Origin of the sequence: Paenibacillus sp. FSL H8-0315, from assembly GCF_038005365.1 — a bacterium.
Taxonomy (GTDB): Bacteria; Bacillota; Bacilli; order Paenibacillales; family Paenibacillaceae; genus Paenibacillus_AQ; species Paenibacillus_AQ odorifer.
The window spans coordinates 899,480-920,063 of the sequence record NZ_JBBOTA010000001.1 but is presented as its reverse complement, the minus strand read 5'-3'; the positions used below and the strand labels follow the sequence as shown (position 1 = coordinate 920,063).

The 20,584-nt window shown below is 41.1% G+C and carries 18 protein-coding genes and 1 pseudogene; 12 read left to right on the top strand and 7 right to left on the bottom strand.

What is annotated here, in order from left to right:
• Positions 1 to 255: 255 nt before the first annotated feature.
• From MHB56_RS03945 to MHB56_RS03930, 4 genes are all read left to right on the top strand, one after another.
• Positions 256 to 1,494 (top strand): ATP-binding protein, encoded by a 1,239-nt coding sequence (locus tag MHB56_RS03945; RefSeq protein ID WP_076127331.1) that lies wholly within the window; start codon positions 256 to 258, stop codon positions 1,492 to 1,494.
• 122 nt (positions 1,495 to 1,616) lie between these two features.
• Positions 1,617 to 2,270, top strand: a complete 654-nt coding sequence (locus tag MHB56_RS03940) for a DUF421 domain-containing protein (protein WP_076304880.1) — start codon at positions 1,617 to 1,619, stop codon at positions 2,268 to 2,270.
• 94 nt (positions 2,271 to 2,364) lie between these two features.
• Positions 2,365 to 2,634, top strand: coding sequence for a hypothetical protein (locus MHB56_RS03935; protein WP_248548548.1), 270 nt, complete (start codon positions 2,365 to 2,367; stop codon positions 2,632 to 2,634).
• Between the two features lie 40 nt (positions 2,635 to 2,674).
• Positions 2,675 to 3,148: a GNAT family N-acetyltransferase gene (locus tag MHB56_RS03930; RefSeq protein WP_341143281.1), complete on the top strand. Its 474-nt coding sequence runs from the start codon at positions 2,675 to 2,677 to the stop codon at positions 3,146 to 3,148.
• 68 nt (positions 3,149 to 3,216) lie between these two features.
• On the opposite strand, the gene MHB56_RS03925 is transcribed toward MHB56_RS03930, so the two are convergent.
• Together MHB56_RS03925 and MHB56_RS03920 are read right to left on the bottom strand one after the other, a co-directional pair.
• Complete coding sequence (locus MHB56_RS03925) at positions 3,217 to 4,635, bottom strand: MDR family MFS transporter (RefSeq protein ID WP_370510795.1); 1,419 nt, start codon at positions 4,633 to 4,635, stop codon at positions 3,217 to 3,219.
• 79 nt (positions 4,636 to 4,714) lie between these two features.
• Positions 4,715 to 5,140, bottom strand: coding sequence for a MarR family winged helix-turn-helix transcriptional regulator (locus MHB56_RS03920; protein ID WP_076183004.1), 426 nt, complete (start codon positions 5,138 to 5,140; stop codon positions 4,715 to 4,717).
• Between the two features lie 266 nt (positions 5,141 to 5,406).
• Here MHB56_RS03920 and MHB56_RS03915 point away from each other — a divergent pair, with 266 nt between their 5' ends.
• Positions 5,407 to 5,487, top strand: coding sequence for a YjcZ family sporulation protein (locus MHB56_RS03915; protein ID WP_232061537.1), 81 nt, complete (start codon positions 5,407 to 5,409; stop codon positions 5,485 to 5,487).
• A gap of 95 nt (positions 5,488 to 5,582) precedes the next feature.
• Here MHB56_RS03915 and MHB56_RS03910 read toward each other — a convergent pair whose 3' ends face one another.
• Entirely contained in the window at positions 5,583 to 6,638 is a 1,056-nt protein-coding gene (locus MHB56_RS03910; protein ID WP_341143280.1) for an ankyrin repeat domain-containing protein, read from the bottom strand.
• Between the two features lie 294 nt (positions 6,639 to 6,932).
• Positions 6,933 to 7,823, bottom strand: coding sequence for an AraC family transcriptional regulator (locus MHB56_RS03905; protein WP_076218163.1), 891 nt, complete (start codon positions 7,821 to 7,823; stop codon positions 6,933 to 6,935).
• 148 nt (positions 7,824 to 7,971) lie between these two features.
• On the opposite strand from MHB56_RS03905, the gene MHB56_RS03900 reads away from it, so the two are divergent.
• The 3 genes from MHB56_RS03900 to MHB56_RS03890 are packed head-to-tail and all read left to right on the top strand — an operon-like array spanning position 7,972 to position 9,897.
• Positions 7,972 to 8,877, top strand: a complete 906-nt coding sequence (locus MHB56_RS03900) for a DMT family transporter (RefSeq protein WP_076304884.1) — start codon at positions 7,972 to 7,974, stop codon at positions 8,875 to 8,877.
• A 43-nt stretch (positions 8,878 to 8,920) separates the two neighbouring features.
• Positions 8,921 to 9,253, top strand: a complete 333-nt coding sequence (csaA, locus tag MHB56_RS03895) for a chaperone CsaA (protein WP_076134367.1) — start codon at positions 8,921 to 8,923, stop codon at positions 9,251 to 9,253.
• A 50-nt stretch (positions 9,254 to 9,303) separates the two neighbouring features.
• Complete coding sequence (locus tag MHB56_RS03890) at positions 9,304 to 9,897, top strand: hydrolase (RefSeq protein WP_076127313.1); 594 nt, start codon at positions 9,304 to 9,306, stop codon at positions 9,895 to 9,897.
• A gap of 70 nt (positions 9,898 to 9,967) precedes the next feature.
• Here the strand turns inward: MHB56_RS03890 and MHB56_RS03885 are convergent, their stop codons facing one another.
• A complete protein-coding gene (locus MHB56_RS03885) occupies positions 9,968 to 10,780 on the bottom strand; it encodes an undecaprenyl-diphosphate phosphatase (protein WP_036688882.1) in 813 nt (270 codons plus the stop codon).
• Positions 10,781 to 11,073: 293 nt separating this feature from the next.
• Here MHB56_RS03885 and MHB56_RS03880 point away from each other — a divergent pair, with 293 nt between their 5' ends.
• From MHB56_RS03880 to MHB56_RS03865, 4 genes are all read left to right on the top strand, one after another.
• Positions 11,074 to 11,565, top strand: a complete 492-nt coding sequence (locus MHB56_RS03880) for a GNAT family N-acetyltransferase (protein ID WP_081383226.1) — start codon at positions 11,074 to 11,076, stop codon at positions 11,563 to 11,565.
• A gap of 372 nt (positions 11,566 to 11,937) precedes the next feature.
• Positions 11,938 to 13,446 carry a hypothetical protein gene (locus tag MHB56_RS03875; RefSeq protein WP_341143279.1) on the top strand — a complete coding sequence of 503 codons (1,509 nt, stop codon included), beginning with the start codon at positions 11,938 to 11,940 and terminating at the stop codon, positions 13,444 to 13,446.
• 12 nt (positions 13,447 to 13,458) lie between these two features.
• A complete protein-coding gene (locus tag MHB56_RS03870) occupies positions 13,459 to 14,217 on the top strand; it encodes a DUF6063 family protein (RefSeq protein ID WP_076190642.1) in 759 nt (252 codons plus the stop codon).
• On the top strand, positions 14,204 to 18,685 hold the full coding sequence (locus tag MHB56_RS03865; protein WP_341143278.1) for a hypothetical protein: 4,482 nt from the start codon (positions 14,204 to 14,206) through the stop codon (positions 18,683 to 18,685). Before MHB56_RS03870 ends, MHB56_RS03865 begins: the two co-directional genes overlap by 14 nt.
• Positions 18,686 to 18,766: 81 nt before the next feature.
• Here the strand turns inward: MHB56_RS03865 and MHB56_RS03860 are convergent.
• Positions 18,767 to 19,650 (bottom strand): annotated as a pseudogene (locus MHB56_RS03860) (DMT family transporter).
• A complete protein-coding gene (locus MHB56_RS03855; RefSeq protein ID WP_076190650.1) occupies positions 19,650 to 20,501 on the bottom strand; it encodes an AraC family ligand binding domain-containing protein in 852 nt (283 codons plus the stop codon). The pseudogene MHB56_RS03860 and the gene MHB56_RS03855 overlap by 1 nt, the downstream one beginning before the upstream one ends.
• Positions 20,502 to 20,584: the final 83 nt, after the last annotated feature.

Genomic DNA, 20,584 nt, shown 5'->3' with positions numbered 1-20,584 from the left:
AGGTACAGTTTACAATTTAGATATTCAGGAATACGAAAATTGATGACCCCAAACAGACTTCAGATGTCTGTATTTTTTTGCTAATTGTGGTTCTATAGTATGATTTTTTGGGATTATTTGAAAAATGGTTGAGAAATACATAGTGTATAGTCAATACTGTGACTTATAATGTTAGCTTAGGTAATGATCTAAAACTCTTAATATAACCTTGAATATATTCATTTACGCAGCAAAAGGCTGAAAGGAAGTCATCTCTTGTTTGAAACCCTACTTTTAAATTTTTTGTTTTTGCTTTTTCCAGTATTAACATTTCTAATATTCTTTGAGAATCGGGCCTATTCCTACAATAGATTGATTCTCGTTTTTATGTCTGCAGTGACCATGAGTCTCTGTATTGCAAAACCTATCAGACTTGAAATTGGCTATATTTTTGATTTAAGGTACATTCCGTTTATTATTGTGGCACTGTTTGGAGGATATAGGAACGTTCTTCCTCTATATATTATTTTGAATGCTTACAGATTCTATGTGGGTGGAGGTGGAGTATTTTATTCGTTTCTATTTGCGACAGCGATTCTGATTTTGGTGCCGTTATATAAAAATAGATTTTTAAAATTACCATCGAAGGGCCGTGTGATTGCGGCAAGTCTGATTGCTTTGCTAATTATGGGGGTTTATCTGTTAATTTTAGGTTTTGTTCAGGATTCCTTAGACAGGCAATTTTGGATTCTTTCATTAAATGCGTTGACAACTCATGTTGGGGTGATGAGTGTCATTATGATTTTGATTGAGAAGATTATCTCCAATATTAAAAATCGGGAACGGATTGTCCAATCGGAAAGATTAAATGTCGTCAGCGAGCTAGCGGCAAGTGTATCCCATGAGATCAGAAATCCACTTACAGTGACTAGTGGTTTTTTGCAGCTATTAAATAAATCTAAAACGATGACGCCAGAGGAAAAGGGCTTTGTAGAGTTATCTCTACAAGAGCTACAGCGAGCAGAAAAAATTGTAAGTGATTATCTCTCCTTTGCCAAGCCACAATCTGAAAACATGGTTTACTCCAATATGAAGGCAGAATCAGAATATACTAAAAATATCATAATGCCTTATGCCACTATGCACAAAGTAGATGTCCAATTTAGTTTTAATAATTCGTTAAATAAAAACTATGACCGAAACCAGATTCAGCAGTGTCTAATTAATTTATATAAAAATGGTATAGAAGCGATGAAGGAAACCGATGGCGGTACGCTATTTATCGATATATTTGAAAAAAAACAAAATATTATGATCAGTATTAAAGATAACGGAGTCGGCATGACTAAAGATGAAATATCGCGACTCGGTAAGCCGTATTATTCGACTAAAGCAGAAGGAACGGGGCTGGGTATGCTTATGGTCTACAGTACCGTCGATAAAGTGAAAGGAACTATTGAAGTCGATAGTGAAAAAGGCAAAGGGACAACGTTCCTTATAACTATCCCAACATAGGCAAGTTGCAGAGAGTATCTTTTGCTGTTTATACCCCACTAGGAGTGTGTAATACCTCTCATGAATGGATTTCGTGTAAAAAGGGTAACGAGCCTGTGCGAGTCCCATCTGGAGGTGCAGCAATGGAGATATTTGTATCTATAGGCGTCAAATTGGTCATCAGCTTTTTTGGTTTGTGGATCATTACCTTTATTACCGGCCGCAAGACGCTTAGTCAATTGACACCACTCGATTTTCTGTCTTCATTGATTTTAAGTGAAATTGTCGGCAATACGATATATGATGATGAGGTGAAGATCTGGCATCTGCTGTTTGCTCTTTTTATTTGGACCGCATTATCTTATCTGTTCGAAAAGGTGACCACCCATTTTGTGAAATTCGGGAACATGGCGGAAGGCCGGACAGTGCTGCTAATTGACGATGGCAAAGTGAATCAGGATTTGTTGGAGAAATACGATATTGAGTATACCCAACTGCTGTTCATGCTGAGGCAACAAAATATCTTTTCCCTAAGTGAAGTGCGGTATGCTCTGCTTGAAACGAACGGCTCTCTATCGGTTATGCGCAAGTCTGAAGCTGAGCAGTCTTCTGCTTTTTCCATAACAGTTATTGATAAAGGCAGGGTACTGGAAGAGTCCATGCGGGGCAGATCGATGAACAAGGAGCAGATTCAGGAACGCGTCAGAGAGCAGGGTTATAATTGCATTGAGGATATTGCCTATGCTGAATATAAAGAAGACGGAACGCTCTATATCCTTCCCAAAAACAAACCATAAATCAACATGATAAGACGCTGGAGCCGAGTGGCTCAAGTGTCTTTATTTGAAATCAGGAGTGCCTAGTGAATAATAAATTTTAATGGAGGTAAGGATGATTAGTTTAGGATTATGGATCTTAACCGCTCTAATTGTGCTAGTTGTTGTAATGTTTCACGCAGGAGCATTATTAGATTTTATCCGGCCTAGTGTCCTACAAACTCAAATTTTTGGTCTTCACATTACATTGTTTGGAGTAGTTGTGATATTGGCCTATGAGGGTGGTCGCGGGATAGGCGTTTTTGTTGGATTAATTGGACTGTTTACGGGGATCTTGGGCTCTTTTAGAGATTCCTCTAAACCGGAGGATAAAAAGAATATCTGACAGCTTATATATTTACTAACTTTCGGAGGGGTATAACTTTATGGAGATTTCTTTATGTAAAGCAGACGCGAGCGACGCAGAGTTTATTCATGAAATGCAAGTCAAAGCCTTTATGCCATTGCTGGAGAAATATAAAGATTATGAAACCAACCCAGCCAATGAATCTGTGGAACAAATCAGGGATCGAATTAATCAGTCTTTTGCAGATTATTATATGATTAAGTATTTTGATATTGCTGTGGGCGGTGTCCGTATCGTTAAAAAGGATAATAAAACTTATCGGGTCAGCATCATCTTTATCTTGCCAGAACATCATGGGAAGGGGATTGCCCAGCAGGTTTTTGCAATCATTGAACAGAGATATAAAGATGCAAAGAAATGGGAGCTGGATAGTATTATACAGGAGCAAAGAAATTGCTATTTATATGAAAAGTTAGGGTATAGAAGCACGGGGGAAACCAAAAAAATAAATGACAACTTAACATTAGTTTTTTATGAAAAACATATGAGTTAAAGCCTTAGGGTTATACTTAAAAAAAAGACAGCGGGCAGTTCATGTCCACTGTCTTTTTCACATACAAATCAATACACTCGAATACGCTTCACAAATAACGATATAATCAATCCAATACCTGCAATTGCTGCGATAAATAAGTAAGCATGTGTAATTCCAGCGGTTAATATTTCAGGCTGTGCAGCGGTTGGATGTGTGTTTGCGAATCGTGTTTGTCCGCTAGACATTAGCGTAACAGCGAACGTTGTACCAAGAGCACCTGCAATTTGCTGAAGTGTACTCATAACAGCAGCCCCATCCGGATAGTATTTCACGGGTAATTGATTTAACCCATTGGTTTGAGCGGGCATAATGACCATAGCTAATCCGATAAACATTGCGCAGTGTATTAAAATAAAGGTTAGGCTACTGGTTTCAGTAGAGTTTCTTGTAAATAGAAAACCAGCAATGGTTGCGATAAAAAATCCAAGCGGCAGCAATAATTTCGGACCGTATTTATCGAATACTCTACCCGTAACTGGAGCCATAGCCCCGTTAATAACACTGCCTGGAAGAAGTAGAGTACCAGCCATTGTGGCCGATAACAATAAACCTCCTTTTAAATATAAAGGTAATAAAATTGCAGAAGATAAAATGATCATCATTCCTAAAAAGAGCATTATAAGACCTATCGTAAACATGGGATATTTAAATACCCGTAAATTCAGCATTGGGGTTTCCAATTTAAATTGCCGTAATACAAACAAGATTAAGCTGATGAAACCAACAATAAGAGGCAGCAAAACAATGATTTCACTCAAAGAATGATCAGCAAAGTTACTAAAACCAAAGACGATTCCACCAAATCCAAAAGTAGAAAGCAAGATGGATAAAATATCTATTTTAGGTTTTGTGATGTTGGCTACATTTTTAATGAATGTTAATCCGAAACCTAATGTAAATAACAATAAAGGTAAGCTTATCCAAAAGATATACTCCCACCCAAAATGATCTACAATTAAACCAGATAGAGTAGGCCCAAGTGCCGGTGCACACATAATAACGAGCCCCATCATTCCCATGACAGTTCCGCGTTTATGTGCAGGAAAAATAATAAGAATAATATTGGTCATTAATGGAAGCAATAAGCCTGTCCCTAAGGCTTGCACTAATCTTGCAATTAATAATGAGGTGAAATTAGGCGAGAGGGCAGCAATTAATGTACCGACGATAGATAATAGCAAGGAAGCTGTGAATAATTGTCTAGTGGTAAACCATTGCATTAATAGGGCGGATATTGGAACGAGGATACCTAATACAAGTAAATATCCTGTGGTTAGCCACTGAACCGTTGAGGCGTTGATTGAAAATTCATCCATTAAATTTGTAAAAGCCATGTTTAAGGCGGTTTCACTAAATAGCCCGACGAATGCACCTAACATAAGCGAGAAGGCCATGAGGGCTGGACGTTTAACTTGAACAGTTGATGATGATTCCATAATAATGATGAACCTCTTTTCAGAATTTTGATTCGTATTATTTTTGCATGATAGATGATATATCAACTATAAGGGGGAGAGAAATGCTTTAAGCACTTCTTACATTATTCAGCACATGTGTTAGCAAAGTCTTTAACGTTGAGTAATCTGAAGCAGATAATCCTGACTCGATAATTTCGTTTAAATTGACCGTCACCTCATTTATAGTATTCTCTAATTTCCGTCCTTCTTCTGTTACATATACATTTACCGCTCGGCGATCTTGCGCACTTGTTACTTTGTGTATGTAACCTTTGCTCTCTAAGCTGGCGATCATTCGGGCAACACTGGCTTTGTCCTTACCAAGATTAGCAGCAATCTCGTTCTGAGATAGACCTTCTTTCTCAAGCATCAGAGCCATAAGTAGATGCTGTTCAGGTGCAAGTCGAAAAGGAGCAAGTAACTTTGTTAAATAATTTGCTATTTCTAAATGCAAATCTCGAATGACCAAACCTAAAGGTTCTCTTGAATCCATATGATCTCTCCTAATTGAAGAATAGATGATATATCAACGTTATTGATTTGTCTATATTAGCATAAAGTTATGTATGCTTGTCAAGTTAAAGAAAATGAATTGAATCATAGACTTAGATACAAGCGGCAAAGTTGTTTAATGCCCAATCACTTGATGATACATAGTCATATGCTGTTGTGAAATTTAAAAAAATTAATTAGGGAGGGATTTAAATGGGGTATAACTGTGTTGGGGGCGTTCAAGAACAAAAAAAGGCTCCAGTTTGTATTAATCCTTGGACATCAACGGGTACGATTCTTGTGCTTTACATTCTTCTCGTCATTATCCTTAAAACTTGTTGGATCTAGAATTCATGTAAATTGATGCCCCAAAGTTTTTTCTTCGGGGCGTTTCTTTGTTTTCTTTAGTTAGATAATAGACACGTTAAGGATTCAGGATAGACTTAACGGGAATAATCGGGTTGTGTCATAGAAATAGGCTGAGGATTGGCAAGTACCCATTGCACCGCCAGCTCGCATAATCTGGCTGGTTGCTCATTGCCAGCGATGTTGCGGAACCGTTTGGCGAGTGATGTTGCCTCTTGAAGAAGGACGGGCTCTAAAGGCGTTCCCGTGCTAAAATGCCGTATCAGTGCATCCAGCATTTTACGGTAATCGGCATCCCAGTTTCCTCCGCCATTATTAAGGATTTCATGAGACACCCGCCCTGTGATGCGGATAACCTCACCCTGCACCGTTGTCGCGTGTCCTGAAGCAGGGACGAGAAAATCCCACAGCTCTTGGTGCTGTGCGGGCCATGCGGTTGCCGTTACCTCGATAGGAGAGATTCCATCATGTCTCTGCAGTTTCGCTATAGGCTCGACATCAAATTGCCGGTACAGCTCCAGGAGAGCATTTGCAGTTTCATCCAGTCGATCTTTATTGTAATTTGTTCTGACGAATTCAAAATCCTTGCCGATACGCCGCACGGATTCCTTCATCTCCGGCGTGATTACTGCTCCTGCATCCAGCATAATTCGCGAGATTTCTGCCATGTGAACTATATCGATATTCCGGCATTGTAATAATCCTTTGGCGAGAGGTGTGTTTTTTCGGTTATTTTCTGCATGGACATTTGCGCCGCGTACCACCAGATCACGCACTACTTTTGTTTTGTAAGAAGCAGCTGCTGAGTGCAGCGGTGTCTCATTCTGGTAATCCAGAGCTTCCATATCTGCACCTAGTTCAAGGAGTAAGGGGACATTTCCGGACCAGGTTGCAGTCTGAGCATGAAGAGGGGTACGCTTATAGTTGTCGGCAGCGTTGATGTCAGCACCCTGCTCCACAAGCCAGGAAACCATCTCATCCGGTATTTGCCGGAAGCTGAGGGCGGTACCTTTGCTGTAACCCCCACGGGCATCCCATTCGCATAGCTCAAATACCTCTTTTAAGGCAGATATATCATTCGTTTTAACCAGCTCGGCAAAATTGGCGGGTAATGTTTTTTTCTTTTTGCCCATCTCATTTTTCCGCTCCTTTATTAATAGATAAATAGCAGATAACTTCTTGCAAGTTTATCATATAGTAGAATTGAACACTAATTCATGCAGGACGAAAAGGTTGAAGATATAAACGTAACTTTATTGGAAAAGAGTGGGATATCGTTTATATGGCGTTCCCGAAATCATAGACTATTAGAAAATGAAAACATTAAGCTTGTGTCTTGGAAATATATTCGAGATTTACGAAGGGCATCGAAATTACGCTAACACAAGGCAGTCAGACAAAGCGATCGACTCTGCTTTTGTTGTTTTTTAAGTTCGTTCATTTCTAATTTTTCTGAACTCCTTAGGAGTTATGTTTAAGTGTTTTTTAAAAGACTGGATAAAGTGATTTGCGTTATTGAAACCAACTCGCTGTGCGATTTCAGTTATCGTGTAGTCAGTTGCTATTAACAAATCACAGCTTTTATTAATGCGATATTTAATTAAGTAGAAATACGGAGTCATATGGATACTTTTCTTAAAACCTCGAGTGCACTCCGATACACTTAGATGTGCTGTATCTGCTATTTCCTTCAATGTCAAATTATTAGAATAGTTTTTGTGAATAAAACTAAGCATTAATTGTAGTCTCTCTTGCTGGAGTCTGTTATATTTAGACGATTCCTCAGAGGATAGAGAAAAATTTGATATAAGGATTAACCATAACTGGACTGTTTTGATAGAAACTTCGTACTCCCATCCCCATTTTTTTTTCGATTCAAATTCTTTTTTCATAGCCCAAAGAATTTGTAGGATTTGATTATGCCAGTCCTTATCTCCTTTGATTTCTAAACTTAACAAGAATGAATTGGTATACGGAAGTACATACTTTTTTTCCATTGCACTATCAGAATAAAAAGCAAGTAACTTCTCTGGGAAGTTAAAACTAACATATTCACCCTCTTGGTTAAGGTATGTAACAATATGAAGTACGCTCTTATTAATAAAGATGGCCTGACCTGCTTCTAAATCATAATTGATTCCGTTGACTTGTATGGTTAGTTTCCCTTTGGTCACTAAAGTAATTTGTAGTTCTTGGTGCCAATGTAGATCGTTAACCCCTCTGCCATTAGGAATAGATTCATAATTGGTATGAGTGTACATGATGTATGGAAATGCATCATCAGGAAATTGAATGGCTTCGTGCAATTGCTTTTTCAAAGTGCTTATTCTCCTTATTTGACGATATTTCAATATAAATTAAAGATATAGTTGCACAATATTGATCTTGGCGGTGATATTATTATATCCAGCCTAGACTTATCATACAATTCTGTGCACAGGGATTGTCACACATTTTGGAGGAACTATGGTTAGTTCAAATAAACCGTCTATACTATTTCATCCGTTTATTCTGTTATTTATCAGTATTTTGTCCGTTTCTATCTCTTCAATCATGATTAAACTTTCAGATACACCTACTTCAGTGGCCGGGATGTATAGATTGTTTATTTCTGTAATCATCATGCTCTGTTTTACATCTGGGAAAATGGCTCGTTCTACTGAGATGAATAAAAAAGATTGGGTCATCGTTATTTTATCCGGCCTATTTCTAGGGTTACACTTTTTATTCTGGATGGAATCATTGGTCTATACTTCAGTTGCAAGCTCCATGGTGATCTTATCGTTACAGCCGCTATTTGTTATGATGGGGTCTTACTTTTTATTCAAAGAACATGTTAACCTGCTAACCGTTTTTTGCCTGATTGTTGCTCTTTTAGGTTCGATTGTTATTGCATGGGGAGACATATGGGTTTCGAAAGATGCATTAATTGGCGATGGTTTATCGTTAATTGGCACATTCTTTGCTTCAGTCTATCTGTTGGCCGGGCAAAAAGTAAGCGGCAAAATCAATGCAAGTCTATACAGCATTTTCGTTTTTTTTATTGGTGGTACTGTTATGCTCGTGTACAATTTGATAAATAATGTCTCATTAATTAATTATGCTTCATCAGATTGGATTTATTTTTTGCTTCTTGCAATAATTCCAACTATTTTTGGTCAATACATCTTTAACCTTTTGTTAAAGTCGATTGGAGCAACTACTGTCTCGGTTGGGATTATTGGTGAGCCTGTTCTTGCTATAGTCCTTGCATATCTATTATTAGGGGAAACTATATCATTATTCCAGTTTTTAGGTGGCATAATAACCTTACTCGGTATGGGAATGTATTTTTGGTCGAAATCTTTAAAGTACAACATTCAAAATAAGTGAATGAGTAGTTGGAAAATGTTTTAGCTAAATAGGGGGATGGCAAATGGTAACTATTGATGATTTTTTAAAACTTGATGTTCGTGTTGGAACAATTATTAAAGCGGAGTTTTTTGCAAAAGCAAAAATACCTGCGATTAAACTCCAAATTGATTTTGGACCAGATATCGGAAGCAAAACATCAAGTGCACAGATTACTAAACGATATAAGGCCGAAGAGATTGTAGGGCAACAAATCATTGGGGTAGTTAACTTTCCTGCTCGAAATATTGCGGGTTTCCAATCAGAAGTATTAGTTCTTGGAGGAATACCGGATAAAGGGGATGTGGTTCTCTTGAAGCCAGATATTAAATTACCTAATGGGACACCTATTGGGTAATATAGGGTAATTGTAGTATACAAAAATTGATAGTAATCGGAGAGAAGACAATGGAAGAATTAACAAGCTTAGCATCTGAAAGTATTGAGGCAAGTAAAACGGCGCTAGTCGTGATCGACTTGCAGCAGGGAATTGTCCACAGTCCAAAGCAGGGGCCGCATACAAGTGCTCAGGTGGTTGAGAATGCCAGCAAATTAGCCCAATCCTTTACGGAGAAAGGAGGATTTGTTGTTCTGGTGAGGGTGTCATGGCTAGATGGGCAAGATATGCTTAAACCTAAAACTGATTTGAAAATGAATTCCGTGACCTATCCAGAAGGTTGGGACGACATCGTACCAGAATTAGCGAATATCAAAAATGCACATCTGATTACCAAACGGCAGTGGGGGGCATTTTTCGGTACAGATCTTGATTTGCAGTTACGACGCCGCGGAATAGACACGATCGTATTATGTGGTATTTCTACCTCGATTGGTGTGGATACTACTGCTAGAGAAGCTTATCAGCTTGGTTATCATCAAGTTTTTGTAGAAGATGCTATGACCGCGATGGCTAAAGAAGAGCATGATTATGTATGCAAAACTATCTTCCCTCGCATAGGTAAGATCCGGTCGAGCGATGAAGTAATATCCATGTTGAAATAATATAAAAAAACCTCATGCTCTCTCTGTGATCTCAGAGATTGTCATGAGGTTTTTTAATTGAAATTATGTCTTACATAAAGATGAGGAGAAGTATCCCAGCTAAGAAGCAGTAATAAGAGAAATACTTCAAATTACCTTTAGCCATAATCCCCATAAACCAGCGCATGGAGAAATAAGTAACGATAAGTGTAGTAATAAATGCAATCAAGTATGGAATGGCTAGCTGCGAGCGGTTAGGATCGTGGGCAATATCAGATGCGCCCATAACGAGTCCGCCCAAACTGACAGGAATATAAAGCATAAAAGAAAAGCGTAAAGCAGTTTCTTGCTTCATTCCCACAGCGATGGAAGAGATGACAGTTGCACCAGAACGGCTTATCCCAGGAATAAGGGCGACTGCTTGGGCAAGTCCGACTATAACTGCATCCTTCGCTTTTAAGTCACCATCTTGTTTACGTCCGCGAAGGTTACGGATCAACCATAAAGCTACCCCTGTAACAAGCAAGGCGATGGATACGGTATGAACCGACGAGAAGATATCCTCAATCTGATCCTTGAAGAGTAAGGCAACAATTACCGCAGGCAAGGTACCGATGATGATGTACAAAGAGAAGAGGAAATCCGACTTATATTCCTCTTTGCGGGTCAGAATAAATTGAACGAATCCAGTGATCAATCTTCCGATATCTTTGCGGAAAATAAAACAAATCGCAATTAGTGAAGCCGTATTTGTTAAAATTTCAAATGATAGCCCATTTTGTTTTAAGCCTAGCAATTTCTGTGCGATGATCAAATGGCCGCTCGAAGAGACGGGGATTGGCTCAGTTGCCCCTTGAACAAACCCTAGAAACAAGTATTTAAGCCACAGTATAATATCTTCCATTTTACCTCCCAGTATTTTTGTAATCTTTTCAATCATATCGTATTCAATAAAGAAATGACAATAGAACCATCGTGCCATATTCAATTGGACGAGTTATACTAATTCATAAGACTATTAAATGAGGTGGAACTATTTGTAGTACATTACTAAAAATTCAGCAGCATGATATTCCAAGAGCAGCCAGTGTTCTGGCCGAAGCATTTGCCAAAAATGATCCGTTATATCAGCATATCTTGCCTGATGAATCAACCCGATTACGCGTGTTGAATATTTTTTTTCATCGTTACATTGAGATGTTGTATCCATATTCGGATTTACTAACGACTTCTACTAACTTTGAAGCAGTGGCTTTAGTGTTCCATTCGGAGCGTCAGACAGGGACAGTGATTTCGAACGTCAGGTATATGAAACAGATAGTCCTTGCGATAATTAAGTCATTGCCGATTTGCCGAATCATTGGGGTGCGAGGATTTATACGTGGTTTATCTATTTTGTGTAGTATGAGTTCCTTGTGGTTATCAATGTTTGGGGATCAGAAGTATAAACATTTGGATATGCTTGCAGTGCAGGATCAATATCGAGGTCAAGGATATGTATCAAAAATCATGACACCGCTACTCGCGGAATGTCGTATGAGCAATACGTTATGTACGTTAGAGACACAGACACCGAGCAATTTGCCCGTTTATGAGCATTATCAGTTCCGTACGGTTAAGGTCATTCCTCTACCTAATAGCACACTTGAGCAGTATTGTATGGCGTTTACGCCAGGAGTTGCCGAGTAGTTAATAAAAAAGGGCGGTCCCATTCAGCCATTTCATGGTTTTTGGGGCTGTCTTTTTTTTGCGGAGTCTATAAGGGTTAATGAAGCTTCAACAGAAAAATCAGGGAATTTCTCCCTGTAATTCTGCGATCTTTTGTCATCCGGCTAGAATCAATTATTTTGTTTAACAAAAATAGCATAACCTTTGTAGGATTGTTATAATAGAAACATATATTCCCGTGCTTCAGAACCCTATACAGGATGTATAGGGGTTTTATTTCTTTTAGTGAGGGTGATCGAGAACAAGTATGGGGTTGTCCGTACAGGGAAAAGAGGATCGGAGAGTTCCGCAGGAAATTTTAAATTATGAAGTGATGGCGAGGTTAGCAGAAAGATGAATTGGTCGGATTTTGGCGAACGAAACAAACGATTGAATCCCCTGTGGAATTTGGGGGCTGGCATGAACCTTGGCGAAATCCAACCTTACAAAGAAATGGTATCTTTAAGCGTTCTGCTGCAAGTCTATTATCTGGAGCTAGAATCGAATGAGAGAAGATCCAAAGAGGATATTATTGAGCTTACTTGGACTGCGCTGGAACGTTTTAATATCGCCAATCTTGGGACTACCGAATCCGTAGAGCGTCTCGTGGACGGTTTATTGTGGAGCGGGAATGGTGGGGATTTCGAATCCTTTTTCTATGATGATGTGACCCGGCAAATGTCCGTGCAGAAATATAAGTATTTCACGGTGGACGAGGATGCGACTCGCAGCAGTTGGGAAGAGAACGGCAGAACCATCTATCGTCTCTCTGAATATGCAATGGAGCTCATTTTTATGAGCCATGAGATTATTGATGAATTTCAGATCAGCATCAAACTGCTCGAGATTCAAATGCATATAAAGCATGGGCGCGTAACTCGGGCTCTTCAGGATGTTAATGAACTGATCTCCCGTGTCCGCAAGATGACCCAGCAACAGCAAGAATACCGCAATGCGTTACGCCGCAATCCGAAGCATATTTTTAGTGAATTCGGAGTAGCTCGGCATCAGCGACTCGAAGAGATTCATCATCAGTTCGAGGAGGAACGCAAACATTTTGACAGTATTCACCGTTCTCTGGCCCGGCTGGCCAATGATGAGAAAGACGTGATCGACTTCAATGAGATCCGTATTCTCTCTGAACGAGTCGAGCTTTCTAGGCGTGTACACGATGAGCTGGCTGAGGTAGTATTGAATATTTTTGAGATGGAGACCAATTTAAGGTTGAACTTCCCTGAATTATTCTGGGGAGCAGCCGGGTTTAACTTCCGTACACATGTATGGGAGGAATGGGTGAAAGAAGAGGGTCTGCCAAGCGGTGACAGTCTTGAACTGCTGCTCAGCGGATTATTCGCTCCGAATCAGGACTTCGTTTATCCGCTTCCTTGGGCTTGGGAGGAACAAGAGGTAGGGTTTATCCCCGACTTAGTGATGGATGATTTCGAAGATGAGGTGGACACAGAGCCTGTTCAATATATTCCTAAAGGTATTCCATGGGCAAAAGTAGTAGAGCTGTGGCAGCCGGTTTTTGCTGCCTTGGCTGAGCAGGGAAGCTTTACCTTTACTGCAGACGCTTTTTCCGCCGAAGAACTAACAGGGTGGGCAAACACACCGGATGCTGTTGATCTGTGGGTGCAGTTTTTTCATACAGATATTTTAGTGCAGGAACAGGCACCAGAAGGTGGTAGCGGCGTTTCTGATGAATGCCAACAGCTAATCCAATATGTACTTGCAAAAGATCTTCTGTTGGAGAGTTTACGCGGCAAAACGCTGCGGACGAGCATTGCTCCAGAACCAGCCTCAGGGGTACGGTGTTCTGGTCTGGATATGAGTCCATATATGATTACGATCGTGGAGAGGTGAGAAGTTACTAACATGAGTTATACATTAGAACAGGTACAGCAAGCTTCGCGGCTATTTTTTGAATTGCTCCGTAAAAAAGTAATTCCTCTCGATGACCCTGCAGCGGCAGAATGCCTTCAGGATGCAGGAACTTATGATGCACTTCAGTACGTTGCTAAAGAAGGGGGCTGTCGGGTGATGAATTCCGGGCACCGTCTCCATCTGCTAGTTAATCCGCTGGGGTCAGTGTTTGCAACCAATTTCACCCAGTTGAAGAACAAATATTCACGTGTTGAGCGTAAAACTCACTTACATATTATCAATATTATTATTCTGGTTTTTCTGGCCGAAATGGATCAGGATGAGACTCATTTTAAGTCGGGGCAGGACAGTATGTCCTATATTCAAATTGCTGATCAGGTGTCCTCTCTCTTTCAGACGTGGATTCAGATGGATGAGGAAGGACGATTCAGCCAGCAGTGGCAGCTTGATATCCAAGCGATGTTTAAGGTATGGACCAGTCTTTACATGCAGACTAAGAGTCAGGAAGAGAGTGATCTTCTGACCAGAGGCGCAGGCTCACGAATTGGGCTGATTCATGAAGGCATGAAACTTCTGGAGGAGGAGAAGCTCGTATTCATCTCTGAGACAGAGAAGCGTATCTTTCCTCGGGAAGAGCTTTATGAGAGAATGCGTTATTTATATCATGATGTCGATCGATACCAGGAATTAAAGAGCCTCATTGGAAGAACTTTAGCTGAGAAAGACGGTGCTACCTATGCCGCGGATTGAACGCATACGAATTACAGGACTTAAATACGAGAAGATGCTCAAGAAATACGACGACATGATTCTGGACCTCTGTAACGAAGAGGGACCCGCTAATACGCTTATTACGCTCATGAATGGCGGTGGAAAGGGCGTACTGCTGCAATCTATTTTCCAGCTATTGATGCCCAAAACACCATGGGGCAAAGACGGTGAGAACCAGGTTGAGGCTTTTTTTCATAATCATAAAAAACAACTTAAACCGTACACTTTTCACGTAGCTATCGAATGGCATCTCGACAACAATGAGCGCAATGAGTATATGACCACGGGAATCGCTATGACGGCACATAATTCGCTTGATCAGCAGGATATCAAAGTGGATTACTTGCTGTACGCACTTACAGATTACGGTGAAGCGGCTGAACTTACGCTATCAACGTTGCCGTTATTTGACGAGGTGACTGCTGAACCTACGAGTTTTGAAACGATCCAGCAATTTGTGCGCGATCGGCGGGGAGAGATTGTACCTTTTGGCAGCCATAGCTCGGATTTGAAAAGATATTATGACTACCTGGCTACCCGGGATATCCATATCGCCGAGTGGCGTAATATGCGGCGGATCAATGGTGAAGAGGGCGGTATCAAAGGTTATTTTAAAAAAAATGATGCCTTCACCAATCATAACTTGTTCGAAAAGCTGATTATTCCTGAAATCGGATCTAGTCTGAATGAAGGATTAAAGGAAGACGACAATACGCTGCAGAGGATGTTTATCGATACAGCAACAGTGGCTCAGCGCTTGCCGATGCTTGAACAGCGGGAGCAGGTCTATACAGAGTTTCTTAGTATGGCTGCACCACTTTATGAGCTGGTAAAACTAGGCGTGGAAGCAGAAAACGTAGTTCAAGAAACTGAATTACGTGGACGCCAAATCTATACGGTTATCTATGAAGAGCAGAGAAATGCAGAAGCTGAGCGAAGTAAGATTGCTGATGAACTGGCTGGACGTTATCAGGATGCGAAGCAATTGCGCTTTGAGACAGACAATCTTAAATACTTACGCAGTAAGGAAGAAACGGAACTGAAGCAAGAAGAGTTTAAGAAGCTCAGTGATGATCAGAGCCGTGCGCGTGGTCGGCTGGAGGATTCCAAAGCGCAAGAGAAGAAGCTTGAAGTAGCTTATTTTCTGGCTAAACGGTTGCTCCATACCCGGCAAATTGAGCAGTGGCAAAAAGAAATTCAAGCTATCGAAGGTTCTCTGGAGATGAAAGAACGGCAAGAGGTCATTCAGGCAGCCAAGGAACAGCTGCGGAAACAGTGGAATGTGGTATTTAATCTCTGGCAGCAAACGATCAGAGAGTTTGGGACAGCACAGCAAGACCTAACGGTGGAAGAGAGAAGATTGCGCAAGGAAAGGGAAAGTTTCTTGGTAGAGCTGGCCGGGCTGGATAATCAGATCAATGATTTGACCTTATCTATTCGGCAATACACGGAAGAACTCGGAGCATTCGCAGCCCAATATGGGCAGGATGCCGCCCATTCTCCGGCAGCTACCCTGCAGCGTACGATCTCAGCGGCCAAAACGATTCTTGAAGACATTGGAGACTTGGAAGAACAGCACAAGCAGGAAGAGATTCGGAAGCTGGCACTGCATAAGAGTCATGCTGAGCTGAGTGAGAAACGGCGTTCTTATGAGCGTGAAGCGGACGAGCTTGGGGTTCTGCTTGAGTCACAGACTCAGAAAGAATCCCAATTATGGTCACAGCTCGTTGTACTGCTGGAAATGTATGAAGAGCATAATCGTTTAGGAGCTACCGGCCTTTTTGAAGAACAAGATGTTATCCCGGCACGTTTTATCCGAAAAATAGATGAAGTAGAGCAACAGACTAAACGTTCCAGAAGGGATTACTATAATCAGCTCATGGATGTGGAACTTCAGAACCAATCCTACTGGCTACCCAATTCAGATATTCTGACGGTCAAAGATACACTCGATTCGTTAAAGATTCAATCAACACTAGGTAGTTCCTACTTAAATGACCGTCCGTATCTTGAACGTGAGGAAGAACTGGAGCAATATCCGTTACTTCCATATAGTTTGATTATGACCCGGTGCGAAGCTGATAAAATTCAGCCGGAACTGATGAAGGACACCTTGCTTAAATCAGCGGTGCCGATCTTTATCCGTGAAGAGATGGCAGCTCCGCATCAAGCATCCTTCATGCTTTTTGCGAATCAAGGGCCGCAAATGGTCTTGCAGCCGGATCGTTTCCAGGATTGGAAGAGCAGTATTCAGGGGAAGCTCAAAGAACAGGAGCAGATCCTTCAGGACTCTGAAGCTTATTTATCTAAGTTAAAATCGGTGCGTCAAGAATATGAACGTTTATTCCAAACTGAGAATACCATGACGCTTACAGCCAAGCATGATGCCCTTATTAAACTGCAGGCTGAACTTCAGCAGAGCATTAACAATCTGAGCAATGAGATGGATGAGAACGAAGGGACGCTTACCCGGATCGGACGGGAGCTCGCTGAGAACAAAGTTCTAAGTGTGGAGCATGAGCAGAGAGCGGGGGTTCTGCAAGCTTGGATTGAACGGACGAAGAAACAGGAACAAGATTATAAGGAAAAACAAAAAATAATCGAACGAAAGAATATGGTGAGCAAAGAGTTAGCAGGTAAAGATCAGCAGCTTGAACACCTAAAGGTGCAAATAGAAAGCTTGAGTGGACAACGCAATAAATGGACGAGAGAAACCGAATATGCGATGTTCCCTAGACTGCAACGATGGTTTCCTGAGATTGTTTTCCCAACAGATCCCCAGCTTTCTGATGAAGGAGAAGTCATACCTGTAGATCCTGTAGAGCAGAATCTTCTATTGCAGCAGCTTAGTACCGTGGAAAGTCTACAGCAATCATTAACTGAAAATGAACTGGAAGTTCGGACAAGAGCTGCACAGATTAAAGCAGCAAGCGAGAATCTGGCTGAGCTTGAATCCAGCCTGAATCAAGTGGATGTGAATTGGCGGAAGGCGACCGAACCTACGGAAACGTCCGAGACCATTATGGCTGCAAGAAATCGCCAAAAGACGGATACTACTTCGTTGGAGGAAGACTATCAGATTGTTCACGACGGTTATATCCGCTGCCAGACTGAATTGGAGAACTTGCAGAAAGAGTTGCGCAAAGTAGAGAAGGGGATCAAAGAGAAACATGAACGTGCCGTGGAGCTTTGGAATGAGGCGCTAGGGGATAAGGAGACAGAAATTCAGGAGCGCTGCCAAGCGAATGAGCTTATGCTTAATCAGTGTAAAAGATCCTTGGACCGAATCGATGTCCTCCTTCAGACTTTATCCAATCAAATCAAAATAATGAACGCGCATATTGAGGATCGCGTCAACCTACGGAGTGTGCCAGAAGAAATAACGCTGAGGGTTAGAGAAAGCTGCGAGCCTCTAGTAGCCGACTGGCTTCTCCGCATTAAGGATAGCCGGATTAGACAGGATGAGATCTCCAAAAAGGTGAAGGAAGAGAAAAATTCCTTAACCGAAAAACTTGCGAAAAATGAACGGAATTCCGAACTGGAGACCAAGATTCTAGATCGATTGAATACGGTCCATTGGGATAATTTCGCCATTGCACTGCAAGTCCTAGATTCCATGCTACGCAGTTCGCGCGATCAGATCGAGAGCATTCAAAGCGATAAGGAAGGCATGGATCTCTCCCGCAAGATGTGGGTTGGCCGGGCATCTCTACGAGTGGTTCAAATCATTGATATTATGAAGCGAATGGAACGCCGGATGATTATTCATAACGAGAATAATTATGCCTTCCCGCTGGTACGTCTGAACTACAAGAATATCAATGTGCCAAGAACAAGCGATGAGGTAGAGCCGATGGTGAGTGACTACTTCAATCAATGCATCAATGAATTGCTCAAAAAGTATCCCAAGATAGAACAAGTGCCGGCGCTGGTAATCAAAGAGGTTATTAATGACGGACGAATTGTCTATGCGGCGCTGCAGAACCGCTTTCCGATACTTCAAGTGTATAAACCGGTAACGGAGAATTATTTCCTCTACGCCGCACCGGAAGATTATCATTATTCGGACTGGGAGATTATTAATCGCGGCGCACTGGATGAAGCAGTCGGCAGTGGTGGGCAACGTCAATCTGTACAGCTGCTGGTCGCAATGATGATCATGACGCATAAACGGGTGAATCGTGAGAATAAAGGCTGGACGGTCTTTTTATATGACAATCCTTTCGGAGAAATGGTCTCCAATAACGTGCTTGACCCCGTCTTCGAAATTTCCAAGGCGCTCAAATTCCAATGGCTGATTGTTACGCCGCCGGAGCTGGTGAAGAATGATGTCAGCGTGCGTTTTGGCGTGTATTGGCAGCTTTATTTTGGAGGCGTCAAAGGGGACATGCTAGAATCGACCCTGATCAAGGGAGGAAGAAAGCTTATTCCTGTCTCGTTGTTCTGAGTATGGAATGAAACTTAAAGAAGCTCCAGTATGCATCACGCTGCTGGGGCTTCTTTTTATTAAATGTTAAAGATGGTGTGGTTATTTAGGTTTGCGTTCGGAAATATATGAACCGGTGAGCGTTAAAAAAGTTCCCGTCAGGATTGCCCAGGTGATCTTTTCATTCAGAACAAGGGCAGAAGCTGCCACTGTAATTACAGGCACAATATAGATGTATACACTTGTTTTACAGCCCCCAGAATCCCTACAGCTTTATTCCAAGTCAAAAAACACAGTGCCGAGGCACCCAGACCTAAGAAAAGCAGGTGAGCTACATTTGAAATCTCTTTGAATCTACTCAGACCCAGCTGGAAATCAAACAGAAACAGAGTAGGCAGCATAAACAGCAGACCATAGAAAAATACTCTGCGGGTAGCCCCTATAGTATGAACCTTTAGTAGGCTTATTTTTCGCATCAACACTGAATATATTGCCCAAACCACAGGTGCCAGCAATGCCAGCAAGTCGCCGATGGGGTTCAGTGGCAGAAGATAACTCCCGTTCAGCCCAATTAATATAATTCCTGTCAAGGCTATCAAAAATCCTATAAAAAACTGCCTATGAAATTTCTCTTCTTCTAAAAAGAAGTGAGCGATAACTGCCGTGAAAAATGGAGCGATGGAGACAATCACACCTACATTGGATGCAAGGGTATAGACTAGGGCAATATTTTCTATAAGAAAATATAACGTGACTCCACAAAGACCTGCTGAGATAAAGAGTAATTCCTCTTTAAAGGATGTAGTTCGGATTGGACGTGAATAGATCAGTAACAGTACAAAGTACCCAATAAGAAAACGGAAGAACAGAATTTCCACAGGCGTAAAGTCTTTTAACAGTATTTTTGTGGAGATAAAGGTGGTTCCCCAGATTAAAATCGTAAGCAATGCCAGCAGATGTCCTGTGTTAATCTTGCGTTGATTTATCATTTCGTAAGTTCCATTGATGACTTTACTCCCGTTTGTTGAACAAATATACGCATATATTGCTTAGGGGTTAAGCCTATGAGTCTTTTAAAAAAATTTGTGAAATGGCTCTGATCACTGAATCCGGTTAGAGAGGCCACTTCTATTGGCAATATTCCTTGTTCTAAAAGCCTTTTGGCGTGGTTGATGCGAATAGTTTCCAAGTAACGGTAAGGTGATATTCCTTTCTGTCTGGTAAATAAACGCAGCAAGTGATATTTACTTAAGCCGCTCAATTCACTTAGCTGGTTCAGCGTAATGTTCTGCGCATAATGTAACTCTATGTATTCGCAAATGATTTTAATTTCAGAAGTAGGCTCTTGAGCGGGACAGAGGGTTTCTGTCTCCGTGTATTCTCTCAGAAGCTGCTCCAAGAGAAATAGAAACAATTCTTCTTTTTGAAAATCGGATTGATCCTCTAATATCATTTGGTGCAGATCGTGTAAAGGGCTCGACAGTTCACTTTGGTAGAGGACATTGTGTGTGAACCGCGGTAAGTAGTCTATGCCGGTAATTTCTAGCACATACTCACGCATGACTTCCGGCTGAATATTGATGCAGCGATAGTCAAGCGTTCTCCCGTCTATCTGTTCACAGGCATGGGGATCCGCCGGATTAAAGATGACCACATCTCCGCTGTTAAGAATATGCTCTTCTTGGTTACATAGCAGATGTCTTTTTCCTTGTTCAATAAAACCTATGACATAATAGTCATGAAAATGGTTGGGAAACTTCTGCATAATACCTTCGAATCGATAGGCCTCAAATTTTAAGTCACGATCGAAAACAACTGTTCGAACTTCACGAGTCATTGCTGCACCTTCTTTTCCAATTATGTATAACCATTATAATGTGAAAATTAGGGGCATTCTTGCATGATGTTGCGATACCTCAT

Coding starts and splice junctions, on each gene's coding strand:
- MHB56_RS03890 (WP_076127313.1), top strand. CDS start 9,304: ATGGAAGAATTAACAAGCTTAGCATCTGAAAGTATTGAGGCAAGTAAA.
- MHB56_RS03920 (WP_076183004.1), bottom strand. CDS start 5,140: ATGGATTCAAGAGAACCTTTAGGTTTGGTCATTCGAGATTTGCATTTA.
- MHB56_RS03855 (WP_076190650.1), bottom strand. CDS start 20,501: ATGACTCGTGAAGTTCGAACAGTTGTTTTCGATCGTGACTTAAAATTT.
- MHB56_RS03910 (WP_341143280.1), bottom strand. CDS start 6,638: ATGGGCAAAAAGAAAAAAACATTACCCGCCAATTTTGCCGAGCTGGTT.
- MHB56_RS03870 (WP_076190642.1), top strand. CDS start 13,459: ATGAGTTATACATTAGAACAGGTACAGCAAGCTTCGCGGCTATTTTTT.
- MHB56_RS03940 (WP_076304880.1), top strand. CDS start 1,617: ATGGAGATATTTGTATCTATAGGCGTCAAATTGGTCATCAGCTTTTTT.
- MHB56_RS03885 (WP_036688882.1), bottom strand. CDS start 10,780: ATGGAAGATATTATACTGTGGCTTAAATACTTGTTTCTAGGGTTTGTT.
- MHB56_RS03865 (WP_341143278.1), top strand. CDS start 14,204: ATGCCGCGGATTGAACGCATACGAATTACAGGACTTAAATACGAGAAG.
- MHB56_RS03875 (WP_341143279.1), top strand. CDS start 11,938: ATGAATTGGTCGGATTTTGGCGAACGAAACAAACGATTGAATCCCCTG.
- MHB56_RS03900 (WP_076304884.1), top strand. CDS start 7,972: ATGGTTAGTTCAAATAAACCGTCTATACTATTTCATCCGTTTATTCTG.
- MHB56_RS03880 (WP_081383226.1), top strand. CDS start 11,074: ATGTTGTATCCATATTCGGATTTACTAACGACTTCTACTAACTTTGAA.
- MHB56_RS03930 (WP_341143281.1), top strand. CDS start 2,675: ATGGAGATTTCTTTATGTAAAGCAGACGCGAGCGACGCAGAGTTTATT.
- MHB56_RS03935 (WP_248548548.1), top strand. CDS start 2,365: ATGATTAGTTTAGGATTATGGATCTTAACCGCTCTAATTGTGCTAGTT.
- csaA (WP_076134367.1), top strand. CDS start 8,921: ATGGTAACTATTGATGATTTTTTAAAACTTGATGTTCGTGTTGGAACA.